The 18,881-nt window shown below is 63.3% G+C and carries 18 protein-coding genes; 5 read left to right on the top strand and 13 right to left on the bottom strand.

The window, feature by feature from the left end:
- Position 1 precedes the first annotated feature (1 nt).
- Together AAHK21_RS24750 and AAHK21_RS24745 are read left to right on the top strand one after the other, a co-directional pair.
- On the top strand, positions 2-1,000 hold the full coding sequence (locus AAHK21_RS24750; protein ID WP_367858656.1) for an ATP-binding protein: 999 nt from the start codon (positions 2-4) through the stop codon (positions 998-1,000).
- Between the two features lie 53 nt (positions 1,001-1,053).
- A complete protein-coding gene (locus AAHK21_RS24745) occupies positions 1,054-1,668 on the top strand; it encodes a VWA domain-containing protein (RefSeq protein ID WP_367858655.1) in 615 nt (204 codons plus the stop codon).
- A 104-nt stretch (positions 1,669-1,772) separates the two neighbouring features.
- Here AAHK21_RS24745 and AAHK21_RS24740 read toward each other — a convergent pair whose 3' ends face one another.
- Positions 1,773-2,039, bottom strand: a complete 267-nt coding sequence (locus AAHK21_RS24740) for a hypothetical protein (protein ID WP_028690802.1) — start codon at positions 2,037-2,039, stop codon at positions 1,773-1,775.
- Positions 2,040-2,372: 333 nt separating this feature from the next.
- On the opposite strand from AAHK21_RS24740, the gene AAHK21_RS24735 reads away from it, so the two are divergent.
- Positions 2,373-3,698 (top strand): sigma 54-interacting transcriptional regulator, encoded by a 1,326-nt coding sequence (locus tag AAHK21_RS24735; RefSeq protein WP_367858654.1) that lies wholly within the window; start codon positions 2,373-2,375, stop codon positions 3,696-3,698.
- 26 nt (positions 3,699-3,724) lie between these two features.
- On the opposite strand, the gene AAHK21_RS24730 is transcribed toward AAHK21_RS24735, so the two are convergent.
- The 10 genes from AAHK21_RS24730 to AAHK21_RS24685 form a co-directional block, all read right to left on the bottom strand.
- Complete coding sequence (locus AAHK21_RS24730) at positions 3,725-5,920, bottom strand: LTA synthase family protein (RefSeq protein ID WP_367858653.1); 2,196 nt, start codon at positions 5,918-5,920, stop codon at positions 3,725-3,727.
- A 126-nt stretch (positions 5,921-6,046) separates the two neighbouring features.
- Positions 6,047-7,327 (bottom strand): hypothetical protein, encoded by a 1,281-nt coding sequence (locus AAHK21_RS24725; protein WP_023630126.1) that lies wholly within the window; start codon positions 7,325-7,327, stop codon positions 6,047-6,049.
- A 46-nt stretch (positions 7,328-7,373) separates the two neighbouring features.
- Positions 7,374-8,114: a hypothetical protein gene (locus AAHK21_RS24720; protein ID WP_023630127.1), complete on the bottom strand. Its 741-nt coding sequence runs from the start codon at positions 8,112-8,114 to the stop codon at positions 7,374-7,376.
- Between the two features lie 33 nt (positions 8,115-8,147).
- A complete protein-coding gene (locus AAHK21_RS24715) occupies positions 8,148-8,828 on the bottom strand; it encodes a C39 family peptidase (RefSeq protein ID WP_023630128.1) in 681 nt (226 codons plus the stop codon).
- A gap of 62 nt (positions 8,829-8,890) precedes the next feature.
- Positions 8,891-10,207, bottom strand: coding sequence for a heme utilization protein (locus AAHK21_RS24710; RefSeq protein ID WP_367858652.1), 1,317 nt, complete (start codon positions 10,205-10,207; stop codon positions 8,891-8,893).
- A 52-nt stretch (positions 10,208-10,259) separates the two neighbouring features.
- Positions 10,260-10,832 (bottom strand): adhesin, encoded by a 573-nt coding sequence (locus AAHK21_RS24705; protein ID WP_102682455.1) that lies wholly within the window; start codon positions 10,830-10,832, stop codon positions 10,260-10,262.
- A gap of 1 nt (position 10,833) precedes the next feature.
- The gene (locus AAHK21_RS24700; protein ID WP_023630131.1) at positions 10,834-11,277 is read right to left on the bottom strand and encodes a hypothetical protein; all 444 of its coding nucleotides are present in this window, start codon (positions 11,275-11,277) and stop codon (positions 10,834-10,836) included.
- Between the two features lie 298 nt (positions 11,278-11,575).
- A complete protein-coding gene (locus AAHK21_RS24695) occupies positions 11,576-12,127 on the bottom strand; it encodes an AAA family ATPase (protein ID WP_367858651.1) in 552 nt (183 codons plus the stop codon).
- The gene (gene pnuC, locus AAHK21_RS24690) at positions 12,124-12,690 is read right to left on the bottom strand and encodes a nicotinamide riboside transporter PnuC (RefSeq protein ID WP_263160259.1); all 567 of its coding nucleotides are present in this window, start codon (positions 12,688-12,690) and stop codon (positions 12,124-12,126) included. The genes AAHK21_RS24695 and pnuC overlap by 4 nt, the downstream gene beginning before the upstream one ends.
- Before the next feature lie 98 nt (positions 12,691-12,788).
- On the bottom strand, positions 12,789-14,423 hold the full coding sequence (locus AAHK21_RS24685; RefSeq protein WP_367858650.1) for a methyl-accepting chemotaxis protein: 1,635 nt from the start codon (positions 14,421-14,423) through the stop codon (positions 12,789-12,791).
- Positions 14,424-14,722: 299 nt separating this feature from the next.
- Between AAHK21_RS24685 and AAHK21_RS24680 the strand changes: the two genes are divergently transcribed.
- Positions 14,723-15,553, top strand: coding sequence for an undecaprenyl-diphosphate phosphatase (locus AAHK21_RS24680; RefSeq protein WP_046855342.1), 831 nt, complete (start codon positions 14,723-14,725; stop codon positions 15,551-15,553).
- On the top strand, positions 15,546-15,980 hold the full coding sequence (locus AAHK21_RS24675; protein ID WP_367858649.1) for a DUF1294 domain-containing protein: 435 nt from the start codon (positions 15,546-15,548) through the stop codon (positions 15,978-15,980). The genes AAHK21_RS24680 and AAHK21_RS24675 overlap by 8 nt, the downstream gene beginning before the upstream one ends.
- 944 nt (positions 15,981-16,924) lie before the next feature.
- On the opposite strand, the gene AAHK21_RS24670 is transcribed toward AAHK21_RS24675, so the two are convergent.
- Both AAHK21_RS24670 and AAHK21_RS24665 read right to left on the bottom strand, forming a co-directional pair.
- Entirely contained in the window at positions 16,925-18,370 is a 1,446-nt protein-coding gene (locus AAHK21_RS24670; RefSeq protein WP_046855344.1) for a curlin, read from the bottom strand.
- 30 nt (positions 18,371-18,400) lie between these two features.
- Positions 18,401-18,871 carry a curlin gene (locus tag AAHK21_RS24665; protein ID WP_367858648.1) on the bottom strand — a complete coding sequence of 157 codons (471 nt, stop codon included), beginning with the start codon at positions 18,869-18,871 and terminating at the stop codon, positions 18,401-18,403.
- Positions 18,872-18,881: the final 10 nt, after the last annotated feature.

The raw sequence follows: 18,881 nt of genomic DNA, 5'->3' as shown, positions 1-18,881 counted from the left end.
CATGAGCGAACCCGTACAATTCCCCCTGGCCGCCGTGGTCGGCGCCGATGACCTCAAGCTGGCCCTGTGCCTGACGGCGATAGACCCGAAGATCGGTGGCGTGCTGATCGAAGGCCCCCGGGGCATGGCCAAGAGCACCCTGGCAAGGGGGCTGGCCGATTTGCTGGGCGACGGCCCGTTCGTGACCCTGCCACTGGGGGCGACCGAAGAACGGCTGGTCGGCACCCTCGACCTCGATGCCGCTTTGAGCCAGGGCCAGGCGCGGTTCTCGCCGGGTGTGCTGGCCCATGCCGACGGTGGCGTACTGTACGTCGACGAAGTCAACCTGCTGCCCGACCCCTTGGTGGACCTGCTGCTGGACGTGGCAGCCAGCGGTACCAACCGCATCGAGCGCGATGGCATCTCCCATCGGCACGCCGCCCGGTTCGTGCTGATCGGCACGATGAACCCGGAGGAGGGCGAGCTGCGGCCGCAACTGCTCGACCGGTTTGGCCTGAACCTGGCCCTGGAGGGCCTGCCCGCGCCTGAAGCACGGCAGCAGATCATTCGCCGTCGGCTGGCTTTTGACAGCGACCCGCAGGCGTTCTGTGCCCAGTGGGCGCCCCAGCAGAGCGCGCTGCGCCAGCGTTGCCAGGCCGCGCGCGAGCAATTGGCGTCGATCGCCCTGGACGACCAGGCCCTGGCCTGGATCACCGAGCGCTGCTTTGCCGCCGGGGTGGACGGCATGCGCGCCGACCTGGTCTGGCTGCGTGCGGCACGGGCCCACGCCGCCTGGCGTGGCAATACAGTGATCGAGGAAGTGGATGTGGAGGCGGTTGCCGAGTTTGCCTTGCGCCATCGCCGTCGCGCCCACGCACCGCAAGCGCAGGCCGCCACGGCGGGCGAGCCACCTCGGCCGCAGCAAGCGCAAGGGGGGCAGGGCGACTGGGGCGCCTTGCCGCCCCAGCCGGTGGCGACGGGCGCACGCCGCGAGGTACCGAACTGGGCAAAAAAGCCCTGAGCATCCGCTCGCGCCCTGCCCAGGCGGCGGATGCCAAGCCCCGTGTCGGCAATTTGACAGGTAGCGCCCGGGGCCGCTCGCGTACGGCCGAGACCGGCCGTATTGCCTGGCTGGCGACCCTGCTCAAGGGGCGCCCGCGCCTGCGTCGCGACCTGTGCTGGCAACAGCGCCAGGCCCAGGCGCCGGAGCTCTGGCTGGTGATCGTCGATGCATCGGCTTCCACCCGCCGCAACCAGGCACTGACCCAGGCCAAAGGCCTGCTGGCTGGATTGTTCGATGAGGCCTATCGGCAGCGTGCACGCCTGGCCTTGCTCACAGCCAGTGGCGACAAACCGCAATGGCAACGGCATGGCCTGAAGGCCTCGGCTGCCTTGCAGCCCTGGTTGCAGGCGCTGGGGGCTGGCGGCGGCACGCCGTTGCCGGCGGCGCTGGAAGAGGCGCGCCGCTGGTTGTTGGCGCGGAGCAAGCGCCTGCCCCTGGAGACCCAGCGTTGCCTGGTGCTGACCGATGGTCGCCTGCAGCAGGAAGCACAGTTGCAGCCGTTACCGTGCAGCACGTTGCTGGTGGATATGGAAATGGCGGCGGTACGTGTGGGCCGCGCACGACAACTTGCCGAACAACTGCATGCCGAATATCGGCATATCGAGCAGTTCAGCGTGGTCAATTAAGCAGGTGGCTGCGACAGGATGTCGCAATTGAAAAAGTTATCCCCGTATTCGGGGAAAGTTGCCAAAGTGCGTGGCGGCCACGCACTTTGTAACAGGCAATCTTGTTACTTTGGCATCGACCAGGGTTGCAGGTCGTAACCTTTGCCGGACAGTTCGGCGCGCACTTCCTCGATCAAACTGGCCCACTGCGCAGGGTCGGAATAGACGCGCGAGGACACTTGTTTGCTGCCGATACGGGTGCTGGTCCGGTCGATCACTGCCAGGCTCAGCTCACCGGTACCGTTGGGTGCATCCCAGGCTACGCACTGGAAGGGTTCGAAGGCGTGGTCGGCGATCAGCAGTGCTTCGTTGACACGGAGCGGGGCATTCATGGTTCGGTCTCTCTCATGGTCCCAAACAGCGAAATATTGTTCCGCGGTGTTATTCCTGAACACTCTACAGCGCGGGGTTATTTGTACTGATGCTCCAGGTCAGGGTTCAAGTCACAAGGTTTTGAAATTTTTTATTGACGATTGATTCGCCCGTGCTTGTCGCTCCCGCCTCAGACGCGCAAGGATTGAGATAATTCCCGAGTGTGCCGGGCACACGGCTGACGGGCTGACCAACGGTAGTGGGGAGCGTCAAGTTCATTGCTACTGTTAATTCGGGCGTCGCAACTGTCTGTTTATAGGTAAAAAACCAATAACTGGCGCCAAGGAAAGGTCATGCTTGAACCTGCATCCCACCGCCGCCTGCTGATCGTCGACCCCTGCGACGATTGCCACCGTCTGTTGCCGGGCTTGCGCAGTGTCGGCTGGGATGTCCGAAGTTGCACGCTCGAGGCGGCGCTGGAGCAACCCTGCGATGTTGGCCTGGTGCGCTTGCAAGCCTCGCACCTGCTGCACCCCGAAGCGCTCAAGGACCTGATCAAGCGCAGCAATACCGAGTGGATCGCCGTGCTCAGCGCCGAGGAACTGCGCCTGCAGAATGTCGGCGATTTCGTCTGCGAGTGGTTTTTTGACTTCCATACGCTGCCGTTCGATGTCTCCCGGGTGCAGGTCACCCTGGGCCGTGCCTTTGGCATGGCACGCCTGCGCGGTAAGGGCGCGGTGCGGGTCGATGAGCCTGAACACGAGCTGCTGGGCGAAAGCCGGCCGATCCGCGAGTTGCGCAAGCTGCTCGGCAAGCTGGCACCGACCGAGTCGCCGGTGCTGATCCGTGGCGAAAGCGGAACCGGCAAGGAACTGGTGGCACGCACCCTGCACCGGCAATCACAACGTCGGGACAAACCTTTCATTGCCATCAATTGCGGGGCCATCCCGGAACACCTGATCCAGTCCGAGCTGTTCGGCCATGAAAAGGGCGCCTTCACCGGGGCCCACCAGCGCAAGGTAGGGCGCATCGAAGCGGCCAATGGCGGCACCCTGTTTCTCGACGAGATCGGTGACCTGCCCTTGGAGTTGCAGGCCAATCTGCTGCGCTTTCTTCAGGAAAAGCACATCGAACGGGTGGGCGGCAATCAGCCCATCGCGGTCGACGTCAGGGTTCTGGCGGCCACCCATGTGGACCTGGAGAAAGCCATTGCATTGGCGCGATTTCGCGAAGACCTGTACTACCGACTGAATGTTTTGCAAGTGGTGACCGCGCCGCTGCGTGACCGGCATGGCGACCTGTCGATGCTGGCCAGCCATTTTTCGCAGTTCTACAGTGCCGAGACGGGCAGGCGGCCACGTTCATTCAGCGACGGTGCCCTGGCGGCCATGGGCCGGCACGAGTGGCCCGGCAATGTACGCGAGTTGGCCAACCGGGTGCGGCGTGGCCTGGTGCTGGCCGAGGGACGGCAGATCGAGGCCCAGGACCTGGGATTGCAGGACCTGCAGGAGCAGGACCAGCCGCTGGGCACGCTGGAAGACTACAAGCACCGCGCCGAGCGGCAGGCGTTGTGCGATGTGCTGAACCGGCACAGTGACAACCTGAGTATCGCGGCCAAGGTGCTGGGTGTGTCGCGGCCGACGTTCTACCGGTTGTTGCACAAGCACCAGATTCGTTGAGCAACCACACTGCCGATCGGGGGGCCTCAGCTTGACTGGGCAAGATGGCCGTCCGCCAGTTCCTCCACCGTCTCCGGCTCATCGGGCAGCGCGGTGATCACGCTGAAGTCGCTGACCTCCACTTCGCCGCCACCATACCCCAACAGGTGGAAGGAAAACGCCTTGCGCACGGTGGGGTTGTCGAAGTCGAACTGCATTTCCAGCGGCTCATCGGCCGTTACCCGAATCTCTTCGGGCAAGCCAAGCTGCACGTCCTGCTCAAGCTCCTTGGCCTTGAGCCGGATGTAGGCGGCGTGGCGCGGGTCCAGCGCTCGTACCTTGAGACGTACCCGGGTGCGGGTGCCTTCGGGCATCTCCAGGTATTGTGCGCCGATCAGGTTGTCGGCCCAGTCATCCTTGATGCGCTCAGCCAGGGCGATGGGGGAGGGACCGCCGAACTGGTAGCGCAGGTTGAGCGGAGTCTGCAGCAATGACTGGTCGAGGCCGGTGGCCAGCAGGCCGATCTGCGCCCCCAGGCTGTCGTCCCCGCGACCGACGAATCTTGCCTGATCGGCAATGAAACCGGGGCTGGCATAGCGTCGGCAGCGTTGCTGGAAATCGCACTCGCTGAGGGTGCCCTGGCCGTCGTGGTAGCGCAGCATGCCATTGGTATAGGAAATCATCTCGCGGCCACTGTCGTAGTCGCGGTATAGCGAGCGGCCGGCCAAGGCCGCCGGGATCGGTAGGGCAAAGTAGTCGAGCAGCGAGGTGCTCAGGTCGACGTGGCCGTAGGTGCCCTGCTTGAGCCTGGGCAGTTGGGCCTGCTCCGGTGCGAGCGTGAGGTTGAAGCCCCACGCCGAAGCCAGGCGCACGCCATCGATGCCGTGGGATTCGTCGGAGGTGACGATCACCAGGGTGTCTTGCAGCACGCCCTGGCGCTCGAGACCGTCGAGAAAGCTGCCAAGGGCATCGTCGAGGTAGGCCACCGCAGCCTGTTTGGGCGTATCGAAGCGTTGCAGATAGGCCTCCGGCGCCGAATAGGGCTGGTGGGTGCCGACCGTGAGCAAGGTGAGCATCCAGGGTTTTGGTTGCTTGCGCAGCTCACCGACATAGTCGAGCGCACCTTCGAAGAACGCGCGGTCGTCCTTGCCCCAGGGGAATTCCAGGTAGTTGTCGTTGGCGAACCACTCCAGCCCATGCACCGTGTCGAAGCCGATGTGCGGCATGATCCGGTCCTTGGCCATGAAACGCAGCCCGGCGCCTTGCAGGTAATGGGTGGTGAAGCCGGCCTCGCGCAGCTGGGCCGGCAGGCAGGCTTGGTTGCGTTGCTGCTGGGTCAGCAGCTCGACTCCCTTGGGCGTGCCGTTGGCCAGCTTGTCGTAGTCGCCGCAGAGCATCGCGTACAGGCCGCGAATGGTCTGGTGCGTGTGCAAGACATAGTCGGGGGTGTTCATGCCGCGCTCGGCCCACTGGCTGAGACGGGGCATCAGGTCCTGCTGGTAGTGGCTGCCCAGTGCCTCGCGGTTGGGACGCAGGTAAGCGCCGGGGATGCCCTCGACGGTGATGATCAGCAGGTTGCGTGCCTTGCCCGGGGCGTCGAGCAGCTTGACGCCATTGAGGTCGGACTGGGTCAGGCCGGCGCTGGACAGCGCCGTGACTGCTGGCACCCGGCCCATACGGCTCAAGGCCTGATGCTGGACCTTGCCCACCGCCGTCGACAGCGCCTGGTGGGTGAGGCCGTATTGGCGCCATTGGTCAGCGTCCGAGGGCGCCAGCTGCTGGCCGCCCCAGTGCAGGCCGAACAGCGCCAGGGGCACGGCCCAGAGTCGCCGTGGCAATGGCTTGTTGGCGGGCGATCGCCATACGCTCGCCAGCCAGGCGCCAAGGCCGGCGACCAGCAGGGCGGGGAGCCAGGCGTGGGCCAGTCCGCCGCCGGTTGAGTTCTCCATGAACTGCGGGTCGATCAGGTAGGTCAGGTCGTCGACCGTGGGCAGCCTGCCGACGGCGCTGACCAGCTCGGCGGATGCCACCCACAGGCCGCCCCAGGCCAACAGCAGCGGCAGGGCCAGCCACCAGGGGCGCCGCTGCAGGAGCAGGACCAACAGGCTGCCGATGGCGAGGTCGGACAGGTAGCCGAAGGGGTTGGACCAGCCCAGCAGGGCGCGCGCGGTCAGGGGTATCACCAGCACCAGGATTGCCAGGCTGGCAAGACGGGCGCGAGGGTGACCGAGCAGGTTGTTCACGAAACTTTCCTTAATGCCATTAAACCGTCACAAAAGTGTGCCGGATGATAACAGGCTGGTGCCGGGAAAGTCGGGCGCTACAAAACCGGTAACCAAATGCCGGGCCCTTGCACGGGCCCGGTGCGGTCAGAAGTAGTAGGGGAATTTCAGGCTGAACGAGAAGTCTGGCGCGTCTTCGGTGAGACCGATGGACAGGTTGGGCACGATGGTCAGGTTGTCGGTGGCGGCGAAGGTCAGGCCGACGTTGAAGTTGGCGGCGTTGTAGTCGCTGTTGGTGATCGACTGCCAGTCGCCGCCGTCGGGCTTGATCTTGCTTTTGCTGGCGAACTGGTCGGTGACCGAGAACGACATGCTCATCCGCTCGTTCAGGGCGAAGGCGATGCCGCCGCCGATCTGCCAGGAGTCGCCCAGCTTGACGTCCCCTTTGACCTTGGAGTTGACCTGTGGGCTGATGTCGCTGAACGAGTCCTGCATGTTGTAGGTGTAGGACAGGCTGGCGAACAGCACGGCAGGGTCGAACGTCTTGACCAGCGAGATGCCCGGCGTGATCGCCCAGACACCGTTGCCGGTGGGGAGACTCTCGGGTACCGAAAGGTTGTTGTTCGTCGGGTCCTCGACCAGCTTGATGCCGTACGGATCCTTGCCGGTGGGTGCTTTCACCCGCAGGGTGAGCACGGCGTCGGGAAGGTTTTCCGATTCGTCGAGGAATTTGTAGGCGATCCCGACGTTGACATCGCCGATGGCAGGGTCACGTGTAACGGTGGCGTCGGAGGTGACCGGCCCGGCACCGCCCGCACCACCGGAAGAATAGGTTGATTCGCGATAAACGATTGGCACGTTTATATCGAACTGCCAACGTTGGTCCATGTTGTAACGGGCGGTCAGGTCCAAGGTCCAGTTGTCCGCCTTGATACGGTCCAGGTTGATATTGCCGAGGAAGATCGAATCGAGCGCGAGGAAGCCGTTTAGGGTCAGCGCACGGGTATCGTAGTGCGTATACGTGAGGCCGGTTTCGACACTGAACTTGCCGCCACCGAAGAAGCCGCTGGCTTCGTCATACAGGTTGGAAACGCTTTGCGCCGGCTCCGAATCGTCCTTGAGCGACTGGCCGTAGGAGCTGCCGCTGCTGCCCGGGGCGCCGGAAGCCACGGTCTGGGCGCCCTTGGCCGGTGTCGAAGGTGACTTGGTCAGCCGTTTGGGGGGCGGCGCGGCAGGGGTTTCCTCGACTTGACGCACGCGCTGCTCGAGCACCATCAAGGCGTTCTGCTGGGCTTCATAGCGTTGTTTCAGCTCCCGCAGCTCCTGCTTCAGCGCCTCGACCTGAGGGTCTGGAGCTGCATACAGCATTGTGGCCGGGGTCAAGGTACTCAGACAGACTATAGCTTTGAACGTCAACGATCGTTGCATGAGTTAGCCGTCCCTTCAGACTACATACGATGAGAGTCAGCGTAGATCAGTATCCGAGCGCGCGAAGACCTTTGAGCTGGTCAAGATTGCCGTTAAGGGCCGCAGCAGGCACGTTGTCGCGCAGCACGACGTTGAGGGAGGTCAGGTTGCTGACCTGGTTGCCGTTGCCCAGCAAGGTGGCGTTCTGCATCAGCCCGCCCTGGGCGATCTGCTGCAGGGTACTGCCCTGGTTGTTGTTGGCCATGACATTGAGTTGCACGCCCGTACCATTCGCGGAAACGCTCATGGACCCCGCGGCGTTGCTGCCGACCAGTGTCGAGCCTGTGGCGAGCGCCTGGCCCTGCTGCGGTACGTCGGGCGCCTGGTTGGCCTTGGTGACGTTGATGTCGACGTTGTTGTAGGCCGTGTTGTTGTCGCCTGCGGCACGCACGACCTGAGTTACGCCGACAGTGCTGTCCAGGCCACCACCACCGGTAACGGTGCCCGTCCCACCTTTGGCGCCGCTCGAGCCCGTGCCTTTCTCGTCGATCATGGAGACATAGAACTGCGGCTTGATGGTCGACTGCTGGACCTGCATCGACGTCTTGGCCCCGATCACATCGCCGTTGGCGTTTTGCCAGGTGCTGGTCATGACCACGCCGAAACTGATGATCCGCCCCGGCAGCACATAGCGGCCGCGCAAGTTCGCCAACTCCTGGTCCTTCAGTTCAATGGGTTTGAACGTCTCTGCCTGGGCCGGCAGTGCGGCGGCGAGGCAGATCAGGGTGAGCCAAGCTGGGGTCTTCATGGGATGCTCCCGGAGCGTCTTGCTCAATTGTCATTAGAAGAAGTCGCTGCGGATGAAACCGAAGTCCATCAGTTCGGCGTCTTTGACCGGGGTGAAATTGTTGATGCGGCCCTTGGCGCTCAGCGGCAGAGGTGGGTCGAGCAAGGCATTGTTCTTGTCGTAACCCTGGCCGATCACGGCGAAGATGATGCCGTTCCAGCCTTTGAGAAAATCTTCGACCTTGTAGCGTTTGTGGCCGAGCACTGGATCGCCGATGTACACCCAGCCCTTGTCGACGCGCTGCATGACCACGAAGTGCTTGTAGCCACGGATGTCCATCAGTACCACCACGGGAATGCGCACGCTGGTGAGGGTGTCGGCCGCGACCCGGTAGCCGCGGGCACGCATGCCCAGGCTTTCCACGTAGCGTTTCATGTCGAGCATGGAGAAGCCCTGCACCCGCACCAGGTCCTGGTCGGCGTGAGCCAGCATGCCTTCGATGATGTGTTGTTCGTCCACATCCAGCCAGTAGGCCTGGCGCAGGATGGTTGCCAGCGCCGCGGCGCCGCAACTGAAATCGGTCTTCTGTTGCACCAGGTCGGCGAACTTGCGCTCACGGATGCTCTGGATGGGCTTGTAGATCACCGCACCCCCCGGCAAAACCGAAAGCGGCATCTGCGCCGCTTCGCTGTAACTGGCCATGCACAGCAAAAACGCCAAGGCGATCATCCGCATGGTCTTGCCCCCTGGTCCTGTTGAAGAAAGGCCCCCCGAAGGGGGCCTTACGGTTACAGCGCTCAGAACGAGGTGTTGGAGATGGCCAGCGAGTTGCTCTGCTGGTTGCCCACACCGGCGGCGACGTTGACGCCGAGGTTGCCGCTGCCACCGTTCACCGAGCCACTGAGGGTTGCGGTGTTGGTCACAGGGTTAGCCCAACCGGTAGGGGTCAGCACCTGGAACGACACGGTGTTGCTCAGGTCGTACGAGCTGGACTCGCTGTAGCTCTTCGAGCCGGACTTCGACGATTCGTTGGAGGCGCTGCCCGACTTCTCATAGGAGGAGTCGTAGGCTTTCTCGAACGCAGAGTCGCGTGCTTTCTCGTACGAGGAGCTGGAAGACTTCTCGTGCGATTTGTCATACGACGCGTCGATCGAGGCGGTCAGCGATGCATCGAACGAGTCGGTGCGGCTGCGCTCGTGGCGGCCGAAGTCCTGGGTGTGGGTCACGCTGCCGCTTGCCGAGGCATCCAGCGAAGCGTTCAGAGAACCGCTTGCCGAGGAGCTCGAATCATGGCTACGCGAACCACTGGCGCTGGAGCTGTTGGAGCCACTGGCGTTCCAGCTGTTGGAGCCGGCGGCGTCCCAGCTCGACGAGGCGCTGCTGTCCTTGCTGTAGCTGGAGTCCTTGTCGTACGAAGCACTGCCACTTTTCGTGGTAGTGAAGGTCAGCGTATCGACACGGTAGGTGCGGTCGGCGCTGTTGTTCACTACCAGGCCTGGGCCATTCTGGTCGGCAGAGGCGGTGGCGGTTGCATTGCCCAGTGGCGCATTGGAGTTGGCAATGGCCATGGTGTTTTTCTGTTGGTTCAGGTCGCCACCGGCAATGTTGATGCCCATGTTGCCGCTGCCGTTGTTGCCCGAGCCGCTCATGATGCCGGAGTTGGTGGTGCCGTAGTTGTTGACCTTGTTGTTGTTGCTGTACTGACGTACGTCGGCGGTGGCCGAGGCGGAGCCGAACACGAAGCTGTTGTCCAGGCTCGAATCGGCGCCGGCGTTGGCGATGGCGGCGGCGTTGTCCTGTTGGTTGCCGGCGCCGGCCGCGACGTTGACACCGACGTTGCCGCTGGTGCCGGAGGCCGAGCTGCTCATTTCGGCTTCGTTCACCGTGCCTTCATTGTTGATGCGGTTGTTGGTGCTGCTTTGCTTGTCCCAGGCATTGGCGGTTGCATATACCGGGATCTTGGTAGGAGGAGGGGTGTGATGACCGTTGTTGTGGCCGTTGTTATGGCCATTGTTGTGGCCGCCACGTGGATCATTCTGCCCAGCTTGTACAGCCACAGCCATGATCGCAGCAATTGCGAAAACCAGAGGCTTGAGTGCCATCGAGGGTTTCATGGTGGTTCTCCGTACTTTGTTTTAGGTTAAGTGTTGTTGTTACCTGTTTGGGTCAGTTCGCGACCCGGATGCTCAGGGTGTTGGCCGTGCGGTTTCCCACCCCTGCACTCTGATTCAACTGAACCACGCCACGGCTACCGGTGAATGCCTGGTCGCTGGTGCTGACCTGGCGATGGCCGGGTGTCTGGGCAGTTGAATCCGAGTTGTTGACCAGCGCCACGTTCTGTTGCAGAAGGACGCTGTCGTCGATGCTTTGCGGTTGCGCACTGACACTGATGCGCAGTGCGTTGGCTTGCTGGTTGCTGGCGCCGGCGCTCTGGTTGACCCCCAGGATGCCGTTGCCGTGGCTGAAGGCTGTGCCCTGGATGTTGGCCTGGGCATCGATCGCCGGGTCGGATCCGGTGCGCAGCCGCTGGTGGATCTGGGTGCTGGCGTTGGCGTCATGGCCGATGGCGATGGCGCGGGCATTGACCTGTTGCTGTTGATCGCCGGCCGCCTGGTTGACGCCCAGGTTGCCCTGGTATTGCGCACCCGAGCTGTCAATGGTGGCGTTGTTGATCACGGGGGATTGGGCGAAGGTCGGCGCACTGCACAACGTGGCCAGGAGCAGCAGCGTATGCCTCATGTCACTGACCTCCACTGAGGATCTTCAGCGCGCCCAGGCCTTGCTGGACGTTTGAGTTGACCATGTTGGCGATGCCGTTGCCGCCCGAACCCGAGCCACGGCCACCTGCGATATTGGGCAACTGTGTCTGGTTGCCGATATTGCTGCCGATGGTGTTGGTCTGCTGGGTAATCAGCGAGTTGATACCGGCGCCGCTGGTGATGTTGGCGAAGTCACCATCGCTAAGCTCACTGGTCTGCCTGAGGATGTGGGCGGACGGGTTGGTATTGACGGTGACCGGACTAGGATCAGGGATGATCGGCGCTCGTATGGCGCTGCGGGTTTGCACGTCGCGGGTGATGACGACGATGCCGTTGTCAGCCCAGGTGGGCAGGCTGAAGCTGGAACCCAGTGCACATCCGATCAGCAGGAGACGACAGACGTTGCCTTTATCAAGTTTCCCCACGATGGCAATTCCTTCTTCGGCGTGTTGGGCCTGGGCCGCGTTGCCAGAAGGAGAGCAGAAGCTGTGCCGGTTTTTGTTATTGCTTTCGAATCAGTGAGTTGTGGAGCTGGAGCTGGCGCGTCAAAGGATTGGTGTATCAGTGCTGAGACAGAGAGACGACCCAGGAGCTGCCGGGCCCATTGAAGTCGGGCGCTGACGGGTTTTCGTCGAGGGTGTTTCACGGGTGTGACACTACCCCCGGATCTGGCGCAATACGCGCAAATCCGGGGGCCATGGCCCCGCAGGGTGTATCAGTGGCTTAACATTCGGTGGGGCAGGTTGGGGATTTGCCGTCCAGCAGGCGCTGTACAACGCTCAACACCTTGGCGCTGCGTTGCGACCAGTCGCCATCGATCACCTGCACGTTCTGTCGGTGGCGTTGCAACCAGGCCAGGCTGTCGTCGAAGAACACCTGGCGCTCTTCCAGCCGTGGCTGGCAGCGCAGCCCGTCCCCGACCCATTCGACGCCCTCGGGGCGCAGCAACAGGTGCAGGTCGTAATGGCGCGCCTGGATGGCCTGTTCCAGCCACTCAGGGCAATCGCCGAACAGGGCCCGGCTCCACAGGATATTGCTCAGCAGGTGGGTGTCGAGGATTAGCAATTCCGGTGCCTGCGCCCGGCCCTGATCTTCCCAGGCGAGTTGGCCACGGGCAATGGTAGGGATATCGGCGTAGCAGGTATCGCGCTGCTCGCGCTCCATGAAGTGGCGGACGTACTCACCGACCAGCACGCCACCGAAATGCGCCTGGATCTCGCCGCTGAGCCAGCTCTTGCCACTGGACTCCGGGCCGCACAGCACCAGGACCTTCATGCGCTGGCCAGCGCCGGGTCGCGGCGCCACTCCAGCCAGCCGCGCACGGCAATCAGGGTGAACAGGGCATACAACGCGGCGGTGAGGTAGAGGCCTTTGTAGAGGAACAGCCCGACGAAGACCACATCCACCACCACCCACAGCGCCCAGCACTGCAGGCGCTTCTGGGCCATCCACAGCTGGGCCACCAGGCTGAAGCCGGTAAGCGCGGCGTCGAGCCAGGGCTGGGCGGCGTCGGTCCAGTGGGCCATAGCGGCGCCCAGCAGCAGGCTGGCCAGCAGGCCGATCGCCAGGCCCTTGAGCATCGTCACGGGTGCCAGGCTGGTCACCTGGCGGGCGTCCTCCACGCGGTCCGGGCGGGTCCACTGCCACCAGCCATAAAGCTGCAGCACGGCGTAGACCAGTTGCAGGAGCATGTCCGAGTACAGCTTCACCTCGTAGAAGATCCAGCTGTACAGCACCACCATCACCAGCCCGATCGGCCAGCACCAGGGGTTCTGCTTGACGGTGAGCCAGACGGCGATGACGCCGAGCGCGGCGGCGAACAGTTCGAGGCCGGACATCGGCGATCCTTGGACGGGGAAAGGGCGCGATGCTAACCGCTTCGAGCGACCTGCTTCAAGCGGCGGGCAGCATCCGAGCTACCCGCCGCCTGGCCCTGCTAGACCCTGAACTGGCGCAGCAACTGTTCCAGTTCATCGCTCAAGCGGGCAAGCGCCACCCCAGCGTCGCTGGACTGGCGGGCGGCCTCGGCGGTCTGTTGCGACAGGTCGGCGGTTTCGGTGACGTTGCGGTTGATTTCCTCGACCACATGCGACTGCTGCAAGGTGGCGCTGGCGATCGAGGCATTCAGCGCGCCCAGGTTGCCCAGTGCCTGGTTGATGGCGTCCAGGCTGCTACCGGCCTCGCGGGCCTGCTCGACGGTCTGGCGCGAGGCTTCGCTGCTGGTATCGATGGCCCGCACCGCGGCTTCGGACTGGCCCTGCAGGTGCTCGATCATGGTCTGGATCTCGGCAGTCGACTGCGCCGAGCGCTGGGCCAGCAGGCGTACTTCGTCGGCGACCACGGCGAAGCCGCGCCCCTGCTCACCGGCGCGGGCGGCCTCGATGGCGGCATTGAGGGCAAGCAGGTTGGTCTGCTCGGCGATCGAGCGGATCACCTCAAGCACGCCGCCGATCTTCGTACTGTGGCTGGCCAGTTCGCGGATCACCTGTACTGCCTGGTCGATGGTCGCCGAGAGCCGGTCGATCTGTTGCAGGCTGCCGTGGATCGCCTGTTGGCCGTGGCCAACCTGCGTCTGGGCGTTGCGCATTTCGCTGGAGGCCTGCTCGGCGTGCTTGGCCACGTCGTGCACCGCGTAGGAAACCTCGTTGATGGCGGTGGCCACCTGATCCATCTGCAGCGATTGCTGGGCGCTGCGGGCCTGGGCGGAGCCTGCGTTGTCACCCACATGGCCGGCCGACTCGGCCAGGGCATGGGCCGCCCCCTGCAATTGGCCGATCACGCCCTGCAACTTGCCGTTGAAGCGGTTGAAGTGTTCACCCAGCTGGGTGATCTCGTCGCGGCCGTGGGTGTCCAGGCGCCGGGTCAGGTCGCTTTCGCCACTGGCGATGTTACCCATGGCCTGCACGGCCTCCTGCAGTGGCCGGGCGATGCTGCGGGCGATCAGCATCACCAGCAGGGCCATCAGCAGGGCAATGCCCAGGCCCAGCAGCGAGGCATCGCGCAACTGCCTGGCGAACTCGGCCTGCACGTCGTCGATGTAGACGCCCGAGCCGATGATCCAGCCCCAGGGCTTGAACAGCTGGATATACGAGGTTTTCGCCACCGGCTCGCTGGCGCCGGGCTTGGGCCAGCGATAGTCGACGGGCCCCGCGCCCTGGCTGCGGGCCAGGGTGACCATCTCGTTGAAGACGGCGAAGCCGTCGGGGTCACGGATGGCGGAGAGGTCCTGGCCATCGAGCTTGGGGTTGGCCGGGTGCATGACCATCTTCGGTTGCAGATCGTTGATCCAGAAATAGTCGTTCTGGTCGTAGCGCAGCCCGCGCACCACTTGCAGGGCCTGCTGCTGTGCGGCCTCGCGGGTCAGCGTGCCGGCGGCCTCCAGGCCTTGGTAATGGGCCAGCACGCCGGCGGCGGTCTGTACCACGTGGCGGGTCTTCTCGGCCTTGGCCTGGTACAGGCCGTCATGGATCTGGCGCAGCATCAGCAGGCCCAGCACCAGCAGCATGGCCACGGCCACCAGCAGGATCAGCCACAGGCGGCGGCTGATCGACATCGACCTCAGGGTCTTCATGATGCGTTACTCCAGTCTTGTTCTTTTTATCCAGGGCATCCAAGCATGCTTTGTCGCGGGCCCCCACTCGACCAACGGCTAATGCGTCGTTCTTGACATCCTCAGTTGCAGGTAACGCAAGCCTTGAAACATAGGCTCTGCTAGGATTTCGGCCGCGTCAGATGAAACCTTTAGGCGGCTGGACTTTTCAGCTGGCTTTGGGGGGCCTGTCGCTGTAAAAAGCACGCGCCGCGTGCGGTATCAATTGTGTCAATCAAAACAAGCGGCCTGCCACGCGCAGCGTCGCACTTGGGGGAAAGATGGATTTGTGGAGTGCCTTGCAGGCGATCATCCTGGGCGTGATCGAGGGGCTGACGGAGTTCCTGCCCATTTCGAGCACCGGGCACCAGATCATCGTCGCCGACCTGATCAACTTCGGCGGCGAACGCGCCATGGCGTTCAACATCATCATCCAGCTGGGTGCCATCCTGGCGGTGGTGTGGGAGTTCCGGCGCAAGATCTTCGACGTGGTACTGGGCTTGCCCACGCAGGTACCGGCACGGCGCTTCACCGCCAACCTGCTGATTGCCTTCATTCCCGCGGTGATCCTGGGTGTGCTGTTCGCCGACCTGATCCATGAGTACCTGTTCAACCCCATTACCGTTGCCGCCGCGCTGGTGGTGGGTGGGGTGATCATGCTGTGGGCCGAGCGTCGCCAGCACCGGGTGGAGGTCGACCATGTCGACGACATGCGCTGGACTCATGCGCTGAAGATCGGCCTGGTGCAGTGCCTGGCGATGATTCCGGGCACCTCGCGCTCGGGTTCGACCATTATCGGTGGCTTGCTGTTCGGCCTCTCGCGCAAGGCGGCGACCGAGTTTTCGTTCTTCCTGGCCATGCCCACCATGGTCGGTGCGGCGGTGTACTCGGGGTACAAGTACCGTGATCTGTTCCAGCCGGGCGATTTGCCGGTGTTCGCCATCGGTTTCGTGGTGTCGTTCATCTTTGCCATGATTGCCGTACGCGGGCTGCTCAAGTTCATCGCCAACCACAGCTATGCGGTGTTTGCCTGGTATCGCATCGCCTTTGGCCTGCTGATCCTGGCGACCTGGGAGTTTGGCTGGGTCGATTGGTCGACGGCGCATGGTTGAGAGGGCCAGTACGCAGCGTGCGCCCCGGCGCGAGGAGGGCGTGCGCAATGCACGCCTGAAGGGGCTGGTACTTGTGGTGCTGTGCCTGTTGCCGGTATTCGGCGGCCTGCGGATGGGGTTGAGTGGCGGGAGCTGGTTGCCGTTGGCGATGTATCCGGTGGTGAGTCTGGTCAGCCTGTTGTTGTACTGGCAGGACAAGCAGCAGGCGCGGACTCAGGCTTGGCGTACGCCGGAAAAGGTGCTGCATGCCAGTGAGCTGCTGGGGGGGTGGCCGGGGGCTTTGCTGGCGCAGCAGGTGTTTCGGCACAAGACTCGGAAGGTTTCCTATCAGGTTGTGTGTTGGGGGATTGTTCTGGTGCATCAGGTGTTCTGGGTTGATTATTTGTTTTTGGCGGGGCGGTGGGGGGCTTTGATCCAGGGGTTGTAGTTTTGGTTTTGGTTTTGGTTTTGGTTTTGGTTTTGGTTTTGGTTTTGGTTTTGAAAGTTGTATGCGCATTCATTTCTGATGTCGACGCTTATTCACCTTTCCGCCCTTACGGCGGCTTACTTTGGTCGTGGCCAAAGTAAGCAAAGCCGTGGCGCTCCATTCATCCGGCCCTCCGCTTCGCTCCGGGTTCCCTCACTCCGGCCTTGCTCCCGGGAGGACCGCGCTGAACGCCCCATCCTGGGGCGCAGCGCTTGACGGGCATCCATGCCCGTCACCTCCCTCCGCAAGACCTCCGTTCGGCCTCCTGAAGTCGCGAAGTTACGGGCGGCGCCTGCACTAACGCAGCTAGTCGCTAGTTGCCATCGTGGGAACTCTAGATCAACATCGCGGGGCAAGCCCGCTCCCACCATAGTTTGACCATTTGATTCAACGTGGGAGCGGGCTGAAGAACAACATAACAGCCACTAACAAAACCAACATATCTGCTCTTGATCTGTTCTTGATCTGTTCTTGATCTTGCTTCTAAGTGCGCGATAGTTCAGGCGACACAAATTGCGACTTCAGGAGGCCGAGTGGAGTTCTTGCGTAGTGGGGCGACGGCCATGGATGGCCGTCGAGCGCTGCGCCCCAGGATGGGGCGTACAGCGCGGTACCCACGGGAGCAAGAACGGAGCGAGGGAACCCCGTAGCGAAGCGTAGGGGCCGTATGAACGGAGCCGAACGGTTTTGCCTACTTTTGTCAAGACAAAAGTAGGTCGCCGTAAAGGCGAAATGGTGACTAAATGTCGACACCTTCTACGAATGTGTCTACAAAAAACAAAACAATCGCCCCCGAACCCGAACCCGAACCCGAACCCGAACCCGAACCCGAACCCAACCCAAAGAAAAAAAGGAACCGCAGCGCCAGGGGAGAACCAACGCCACGGTCCAAGGGGAAACCCCCGTCACTGCTGGGTAACAGTCGCCATATTGGCATTCCCAAACTGCGTAATGGTGGCCGTCTGACTAGCCCCACTCTGGTCGACAAACGCCTGGTTCCCATTCCCCCCCTGGGTCACGTAGGCGAGGTTGACCCCATCGGTCTGCTTGATGGTCGCCTCGTTGCCACTGCCATACAGCTGATAGGTGTAGCTCTGGTTGCCACTGCCCGACTGCTCGAGGGTGATGCTGCCACCATTGCCCGCAGCCAGGCCCTCGGCGTAGTTGGCGGTGCCGCGCTGGTCGGCGATGAGCAGGTTGTCGCTGCCGTTCTGCTCGAAGTACAGCTCGTTGTTGCTGTCGGCCTGGCGGGTCTCCATTTGGTTGCGGTTGCCATCCTGGTTCAGCCGGGCGATCTGGCTGTTGCCCTCCTGGGTGAGGTTGACCCCGTTGCCATTGCCCGCCTGGTTGATCTGCGCCTGCTGACCGACACCGAACTGCCCGCCGGACTTCTCGCCCTTCCAGTTGCTGGCCATGATCTTGTTGGCGTTGCCCACCGTGCTGATGGTCAGGCTGTGGTTGTCACCGGTCTGGTAGGTGAAGTGCAGGTTGTTGTTGCCCACCTGGGAAATACTGGTCACCGCCTGGTTGGTCTCGAACTGGTCCGACCAGCTGGCGTTGCCACGGCCGGTCTGGCTGAGGCCCGCGCTGTTGGACTGGCCGAAACTCTGGTCGATGTAGCCTTCGTTGCTCTGGCCGTTCTGGTAGACACTGGCCTGGCTCGCGGCCTGGTTGTCCTGCCACACCTCCACCGAGTTGCCGGTGCCGTACTGGTTGATGCCGATGGTGCCGCCCAGGCCGTCGCGCTGGTCGCCGTAGGCCCAGTTCTGCCGGCCTTCCTGGTAGATGGCGATATCGCCGTCCTGGTGGGTCATGTGCTCGGCGGCGGCCTGGTTGTCGCTGCCACCTTGCATGATCACGCTCTTGTTGTTGCTGCCGCCGAACAGCTGCTCGACCGTGGCGTCGTTGCCATGGCCGGACTGCAAGGTGGTGGCCTGGCTGCCGTACTGGGTGTCCTGCCAGATGACCGAACGGTTGCCGCTGCCTTGCTGGACCTGCAGGGCTTCGTTGTTCTCGCCCACCGACTGGCTGGCGAAGGCGTCGTTGAGGCTGCCGCCGGACTGCTGGGTGATCTGGCTGCCGTTTTCGAACAACTGCTCGGCGTAGCCGGCGTTGAACGAGCCGGTGGCGCTCTGCTGGATATGGCTGGTGCTGCTGTCCTGCAGCGCCATGTGGTTGTGGTCGTGGCCGGCCTGGTTCTGCGTGGCCGAGGCGAACGACGCCTGGGTCTGCTTGACCTCGGCGATGTTCTGGTTGCCCTGTTGGGACTGGGTCGAAGTGCTGTCGTCGGCCATGGCCTGGCCGGCAAGGGCCAGGACGATGGCGGCGCTCAGGGGGGCGAGCTTGTGCATGGTGTTGCCTCCAGATCTGTCGATGAGTGCCTAGCGGTACTGGGTGATGTGGACCTGCTGGCCGTTGCCGGCCTGGGTCACGGCGCTGTTGAGCCCCGTGCCGCGCTGGTCGATGGTGGCGCTGTTGTGGTTGCCGATCTGCTCGATGGCGGCGCTGTTGCCGCTGCCGCTCTGGCGGATCGTCGCGTCGTTGCCCTGGCCCTGCTGGCTGATAACGGCCGTCAGGTCGCTGCCTTCCTGCAGGATGTAAGCCTCCTGCGCGCCCCCGGCCTGGACGATCCGGCCCAGCAGGGCCTGGCCGTTCTGGTCGAGGGCGGCGCGGTTGCCGCTGCCCAGTTGCTCGATCACCGCGACCTGGCCGGCGCCGGTTGGCAGCAGGCGCAGCACCAGTGGCTCGCCCAGGTCGCTGCCGGCGGCGAGGTCGGCGTTGTCCATCAGGTCGTCGGCCCAGGCCTGGCCCCCGAGGGCCAGGCACAGCAGCAGTGGAAACAGGGCGTTCATGGCATCCTCC

The sequence above is a fragment of the Pseudomonas sp. TE50-2 genome (assembly GCF_040813665.1).
Lineage (GTDB): Bacteria > Pseudomonadota > Gammaproteobacteria > Pseudomonadales > Pseudomonadaceae > Aquipseudomonas > Aquipseudomonas soli.
This window is presented reverse-complemented; position numbering and strand designations above follow the sequence as displayed.

Coding starts and splice junctions, on each gene's coding strand:
- AAHK21_RS24750 (WP_367858656.1), top strand. CDS start 2: ATGAGCGAACCCGTACAATTCCCCCTGGCCGCCGTGGTCGGCGCCGAT.
- AAHK21_RS24740 (WP_028690802.1), bottom strand. CDS start 2,039: ATGAATGCCCCGCTCCGTGTCAACGAAGCACTGCTGATCGCCGACCAC.
- AAHK21_RS24735 (WP_367858654.1), top strand. CDS start 2,373: ATGCTTGAACCTGCATCCCACCGCCGCCTGCTGATCGTCGACCCCTGC.
- AAHK21_RS24725 (WP_023630126.1), bottom strand. CDS start 7,327: ATGCAACGATCGTTGACGTTCAAAGCTATAGTCTGTCTGAGTACCTTG.
- AAHK21_RS24720 (WP_023630127.1), bottom strand. CDS start 8,114: ATGAAGACCCCAGCTTGGCTCACCCTGATCTGCCTCGCCGCCGCACTG.
- AAHK21_RS24715 (WP_023630128.1), bottom strand. CDS start 8,828: ATGCGGATGATCGCCTTGGCGTTTTTGCTGTGCATGGCCAGTTACAGC.
- AAHK21_RS24710 (WP_367858652.1), bottom strand. CDS start 10,207: ATGAAACCCTCGATGGCACTCAAGCCTCTGGTTTTCGCAATTGCTGCG.
- AAHK21_RS24705 (WP_102682455.1), bottom strand. CDS start 10,832: ATGAGGCATACGCTGCTGCTCCTGGCCACGTTGTGCAGTGCGCCGACC.
- AAHK21_RS24695 (WP_367858651.1), bottom strand. CDS start 12,127: ATGAAGGTCCTGGTGCTGTGCGGCCCGGAGTCCAGTGGCAAGAGCTGG.
- pnuC (WP_263160259.1), bottom strand. CDS start 12,690: ATGTCCGGCCTCGAACTGTTCGCCGCCGCGCTCGGCGTCATCGCCGTC.
- AAHK21_RS24685 (WP_367858650.1), bottom strand. CDS start 14,423: ATGAAGACCCTGAGGTCGATGTCGATCAGCCGCCGCCTGTGGCTGATC.
- AAHK21_RS24680 (WP_046855342.1), top strand. CDS start 14,723: ATGGATTTGTGGAGTGCCTTGCAGGCGATCATCCTGGGCGTGATCGAG.
- AAHK21_RS24675 (WP_367858649.1), top strand. CDS start 15,546: ATGGTTGAGAGGGCCAGTACGCAGCGTGCGCCCCGGCGCGAGGAGGGC.
- AAHK21_RS24670 (WP_046855344.1), bottom strand. CDS start 18,370: ATGCACAAGCTCGCCCCCCTGAGCGCCGCCATCGTCCTGGCCCTTGCC.
- AAHK21_RS24665 (WP_367858648.1), bottom strand. CDS start 18,871: ATGAACGCCCTGTTTCCACTGCTGCTGTGCCTGGCCCTCGGGGGCCAG.